A 5,084-nucleotide genomic window follows, 5' to 3' on the forward strand; every position below is an offset into this window, starting at 1 on the left:
GGCGCCGCGGGCCGGGACGCCCGGCCCGCGGCCCGCGGTCGTCCGCACGCGGCGCCGGCACGCGCCGTCCGCGCCCGGTCAGAGGTCCTCGGCGATGATCTTCTCGATGTTGCGCTCGGCGAGCGCGGTGATGGTGACGAACGGATTGACGCCGACGTTGCCGGGGATCAGCGCGCCGTCCATCACGTAGAGCCCCGGATGCCCGCGCAGACGGCCGTAGTTGTCGGTGGCCCTGTTGAGGACCGCCCCGCCGAGCGGGTGGTACGTGAGGTGGTCGCCCCAGATCTTGTACGTGCCGAAGAGGTCCGTGCGGTAGATGGTCCCCTCGGTGGCGTTGATCTTGTCGAAGATCGTCTTCGCCATGGTGATGGAGGGCTGCTTCCACGCGGTCTGCCAGTCCAGCTCCACCTTGCCCGTCGCGGCGTTCCACGTGAAACGTCCCCGGTTCGGGTTCCTGGTGATCGACAGATAGAACGACGCCCAGGTCTCGATGCCGGTCGGCAGCGGCGCCACCTCGGCGAACGCGCCGCCCGCGGCCCAGTTGTCGATACCGGCCGTCGGGATGGACGACTGGAGCGAACCGGTCGGATCCCAGAGGTGGTTGGCGCGGCCGCACATGACGTTGCCGTTCTCGCCCCAGCCGGCGCCGACCTCGTCGCTGAGGCCGGGCAGCGCGCCCGTCCCCTTGAGCCGGACCAGCAGCTTGCTGGTGCCGACACTGCCCGCGGCGAAGAACACCCGTCGCGCCGACACGGTCTTGGTGGTGGTGACGGCCCCGCTGGTGTCGAGCTGCTCGATGGTCACGGCGTACCCGCCGGCCGCCGGGGTCACGCCGGTCACGCGGTGCAGCGGGGAGATGCTGACGCGGCCGGTCGCGCGGGCCTGTGCGAGATAGGTCTTGGGCAGGGACTTCTTGCCGTGGTTGTTGCCGTACAGGATCTCCCCGGCCAGCGCGGACCGGGTCGCCGTCCCGGCCGCCTCCTGCTTCATGTAGTCCCAGTCGTAGACGTTGGGGACGAACAGGAAGCGGAATCCGGAGCGTTGGGCGTGCTTGCGGCCGACGCGGGCGTACTTGTACGCCTCGGTCGAGTCGAACCAGGCCGGGTCGATCATGCCGACGCCGAGGGTGCTGTTCGCCCGCGGGTAGTAGACGTCGTACATCTCGTCGGCGTCGACCGACGGGAGCACCGCCGGGAAGCGGGACCGCTCCGGGGTCACCGCCATGCCGCCGTTGACGAGTGAGCCGCCGCCGACCCCGCGGCCCTGGTAGACGGTGATGCCGCTCCATTCCTCGGCGTCGAGGATGCCGGTGTGGCGCGGGATGTCGCGGTCGAGCGGGAAGCCGAGGAAGTTGCTGAGCGGCTGCCTGGTCCGGGTGCGCAGCCAGAAGGAGCGGTAGTCCGGGCTGGTCGTGTTGGCGAAGACCTTTCCGTCGGGTCCGGGGGTGTCCCAGGCCATGCCCATCTCCACCATGTGCACGTCGACGCCCGCCTGGGCGAGGCGGAGCGCGGTGACGGATCCGCCGTATCCGGTGCCGACCACCAGGGCGGCGACCTGCGCGCCGGGTTCGATGGGGCCGCTGTCCAGCGGGCGGGCCGCGGCGGCCGGCAGATCGAACGCACCGAGAGAAACCGCACCTAAAATAGAACCAGTTCTACCAAGAAAGCGACGACGGGAAAGACCTCTTCCTTCCTGCATGTCGCGTGATCCGGAGTCCACGTAGATCCCCTTTCTCGCGCCCTAATCGAAACGGGTTCTACTAAGAAGCGTGAAACAAGTCACGAGCAACCTACGGGTAACTTCACTGCCGTGTTCGGGTGCTCCGCATCAGCGGTGAACGGAGGGCGCATCCGCCCCTGCGGCATCGAAAAGGCCCCGTCCGGTTCTGCCTCCGGAACGGGGCCTCACCCCGGCGCCACCCTTCGGCGCCGCGCGCCCAACACCCCTCGGCGCCGCGCGGCGCCCGGCCGGTTTCAGCGCACCGGGAACCCGGTGGAGTAGCCCTGCTCCCGGAGCCAGGGAAGGATGCGGCGCAGCGCCTCGACGGTCTGCGAGCGGTCGCCGCCCGCGTCGTGGAGGAGCACGGTGGGCCCGTTGGGCAGTTCGCGCTGGACGGTGGCGACGATCGCGTCCGAGCCCGGCCGTTCGAAGTCCTTGGTGTCGACGTTCCAGCCCAGCGGACGCATCCCGCGGGCGGCGGCGGTCTTGCGGCTGAAGGGGGTGAACGCCCCGCCCGGGGCGCGGTAGTAGAGCGGGCGCACTCCTCCGGACGCCTTGGTGATCAGGCGCTCGGCGTCGAGGATCTGCTTCGCCTGGTAGGACTCGGGCTTGCGGTCCATGGCGGTGTCGTGCGACAGGGAGTGGTTGCACAGCTGGTGCCCGGCCGCGACGACCTTCTTCACGAGGTCCGGGTACGCCTGCGCCTGTGTGCCGACCATGCAGAAGGTGGCCTTGACCCCGCGCTCCTTGAGCACGTCGAGCATCTGGGGGGTCCAGGAGGGGTCGGGGCCGTCGTCGATGGTGATGTTGACACCGCGCGGCCCCTTGTCGGAGGCGTGCTCGATGCTCTCCGAGACCTTCTTGACGGCGGCGGGCCGGGCGGACGCGGCGGCCTTCGGCGGCACCCCGTCCGCGACACCGGCCTGCGCGGTCCACAGCGAGGCGCCGGTGGCGAGCAGGGTCACCCCGAGCGCCGCGCCGATCAGCTTGCCGTACCAGCCCCGTCCGCCACCGTGCCGCGCCATGTCCGCCCCGCTTCCGCCCCGTTGACCGTGCCGGCCGCCGCGCGACCAACTGGCAGGACGAGGAACGGCGCCCGTCGGATCCGTCCGTTACCGATCACGGACAATCCCGGGGGGTTTCAGGGACAACCCGGCCGGCCCCGCCACTCGGCGGGCACGGCGGGACACACGGACCGGCAGGGGCGGGCGGGCACAGGGGGCGGCCGTACGCGCGGGGGGAGGGGTTCCGCCCGGGGGCGGGGGCGGACTGCCACCGGTCCCCCACCGGGGCGGTGCTGGACCCGGCGGCCCCGGTCTACGCGGCCCTGGTGCGTCCGGCGGCGGGGCCGGGGGCGGGCTCCGGTGCGTCCTCGGACCAGAGGAACTCGTCCTCGCCGAAGTCCGGGGCCTGGAAGGGAGTTGTCGTCGGCGGCGGCGACACCGCGGCGGAGCGACGGGGGTGCCCTTCCAGGGCCGAGAACAGCGTCGTCGGTTCGATGAGAGGTCTGCCTTTCATGACGGGACCCGACAGGGCCCCGGGCGTGCCGCGACCGGGCACGGCGGTTCTACAGCTTGGTCATCTTCGCGTACGGACTGGGAATCCGGCGCTGCGCCGAGCCGAAGTCGACCAGCGCGGCGATGCCGTCCTCGACGCCGATCACCCGGCCGAGTCCGTACATGTCATGGGTGACCTGGTCGCCCACGGTGAAGTGCTTCGGTGCAGCCGTGACCGGGGCCTTGAAGGGGCTGGTGGGCAGATGACGCTTGGGTGCCGCAGGCTTTGTCATGGCTCAGTATGAACCCACGGTCAGCCCCCTTGGTGTGGCCATCGGCACAGATCCGCAGGGTAACAGTGTGGTCACGCCACTGACCAGCGATTTCCGTCCCCGGGCAGCTCAGAATCCGACCGGAATTCCCTTTGCCGGACTATCCGATTTTCCCGCGTACGACGGTTTCGCGAACCTGCCCCGCTTCGTCGACAATCGGCCACTCCACCGGAGCCCCGCCCGACTCCCGCGCGACCGGTCACCGGGGCCGGTCACCGGGGCCGGTCACCGGGGCCGGTCGGCCCGCCCGGTCGGCCGTCGCCGCCCGGTCGCCCGTCGTCGGCCCGGTCAGCCGTCGTCGAGCCCTGTCACCCGGTCCGGGCCGTCACCCGGTCCGGGCCGCGGGAGAACGCCGTGTCACCGGCGGTGGCCACGATCGCGTCCTTGACGAGCAGCACGCGCGGCGCGGCGTCCAGCGCCTTGTCACCGGGGTCGTCCAGCGCCGGGGTGCGCCAGACCTCCGCGCCGGTACGGGCGTCCAGGGCCAGCAGGCGGCCGAACCGGTTGGCGAAGTAGACCCGCCGGTACGTCGCCGACACCACCGGCTCGGACAGGCTCTCCATGTCCGTCGCCCGCCGCCACAGCCGCTTTCCGCTCGCCGCCGACACCGCGGTGACCGACCCGTCGGCCCGCACGAAGTGGACGACGCCGTCCACGAGGGTGGCCGCGCCGGTCAGCGCAGGGTCCAGCGGCGTTCGTACGGTTTTCCCGGTCGCCGGGTCCACCCGCAGCAGTGCGTCGTACGGCCGCTCGTACCCGGCCTCGTAGACGTCCTTCGCGGTCTTCGGGGCGAGGAACAGGGGCTGTCCGCCGACCGCGCCGAGGGCCAGGGCCTTGCGGGGCAGCGCGGCGACCTCGGTCAGGGCGCCCGGTGCGAGCCTCATCAGGTCGACCGGGGCGCTGCCGGGCTCGGTGCCGGCCGAGCACAGGGCGTACGGCGCGCCTCCCAGCACCGAAGGGGTGCAGTACCGGTCGGGCGCGGGCGCCCGCCACAGTGCCTCGCCGGACCGCCCGTAGGCGACGAACGACGAGTGGTCCGGGGAGAGGGTGAGCAGGCCCTTGTCGTAGAGGACCGCGTCCTCGGACTTGCTGATGTCGCGCTGCCAGCGCCGCCGGCCGGTCCCGGCGTCGAGGGCGACCAGGCGCCGGACGGTGTCGTCCGGGTCCTCGTACACGTAGACGAGGCCGTCCCGGGCGCCGACCGGCCGCGCTCCCTGGGGGCGGGTCCCGGCCCGCCACAGGGTGCGGCCGGAGGCGGCGTCGATCCGGGCGACCGTGAAGCCCGTCCCGCCGCAGAACAGGGCGCCCGCGTCGGTCACGCATCCGAGACGCCGGTAGTCGAGGGGGATGCCGTCCGTGTCGCGGCGCAGGGCCGTGCGCCAGGGCCGCCAGCCCTCGGGCAGCGCGGCGGTCCGGGCGGCGGGCGGGTCGGAGGCGGTGGCGGTGGCCGTGTCCGGGCCCGCGAGGAAGACGCCCGCGCCGACGCCGAGCAGCGCGAGGGCCAGCGCGGTGCCGAGCGCGGCGAGCAGCAGCCGGG

The 5,084-nt window shown here is 72.4% G+C and carries 5 protein-coding genes; all 5 read right to left on the minus strand.

The genetic code is table 11. The features are described 5' to 3' along the window. Positions 1 to 78: 78 nt before the first annotated feature. On the minus strand, positions 79 to 1,698 hold the full coding sequence (locus SZN_RS35215) for a GMC oxidoreductase (RefSeq protein ID WP_050815165.1): 1,620 nt from the start codon (positions 1,696 to 1,698) through the stop codon (positions 79 to 81). A 275-nt stretch (positions 1,699 to 1,973) separates the two neighbouring features. Further along, a complete protein-coding gene (locus SZN_RS35220) occupies positions 1,974 to 2,744 on the minus strand; it encodes a polysaccharide deacetylase family protein (protein ID WP_007504840.1) in 771 nt (256 codons plus the stop codon). 292 nt (positions 2,745 to 3,036) lie between these two features. Beyond that, positions 3,037 to 3,237: a hypothetical protein gene (locus tag SZN_RS35225; RefSeq protein ID WP_106432765.1), complete on the minus strand. Its 201-nt coding sequence runs from the start codon at positions 3,235 to 3,237 to the stop codon at positions 3,037 to 3,039. 49 nt (positions 3,238 to 3,286) lie between these two features. Next, positions 3,287 to 3,508, minus strand: a complete 222-nt coding sequence (locus SZN_RS35230; RefSeq protein WP_043734822.1) for a hypothetical protein — start codon at positions 3,506 to 3,508, stop codon at positions 3,287 to 3,289. 347 nt (positions 3,509 to 3,855) lie between these two features. Further along, a partial coding sequence (locus SZN_RS35235; protein ID WP_007504846.1) for an outer membrane protein assembly factor BamB family protein occupies positions 3,856 to 5,084 on the minus strand: 1,229 nt, incomplete at its 5' end.

The sequence above is a fragment of the Streptomyces zinciresistens K42 genome, assembly GCF_000225525.1.
In the GTDB taxonomy this organism is placed as follows: domain Bacteria; phylum Actinomycetota; class Actinomycetes; order Streptomycetales; family Streptomycetaceae; genus Streptomyces; species Streptomyces zinciresistens.